This window comes from Erwinia sp. PME.40.26/001, assembly GCF_055556675.1.
Genome location: NZ_JBVHNP010000169.1, coordinates 1 through 273, shown reverse-complemented (window position 1 = coordinate 273; position 273 = coordinate 1). Strand labels below are relative to the sequence as shown.

Annotated in this window: 1 protein-coding gene; it reads left to right on the top strand. The window is 50.2% G+C overall.

Going from position 1 to position 273, the window contains the following annotated elements:
• Positions 1-273 (top strand): deoxynucleoside kinase (locus tag ACZ3HG_RS23710; RefSeq protein WP_465334822.1); only part of this gene is annotated, 273 nt, incomplete at both ends.

Below are 273 nucleotides of genomic sequence, written 5' to 3'. Positions count from 1 at the left end.
ATGAGCACACGCGACTTCGAGAACTATACCCGCCTCTACGAAACCATCACATCACTCATACAACCGCCCGATCTGCTCATATATCTCAAAGCATCAGTTCCTACGCTGGTAAACCAGATACAGAAACGCGGACGCGAATACGAAGACAATCTGCGGCTGGACTATCTCAAGCGCTTGAATGAGTTCTACGAAAAGTGGATAGCCACCTATCAGGGCCGCCTGCTGGTGATAGACGTAGATCAGTGCAACTTCGCCGAAAACGAAGAAGCCCTG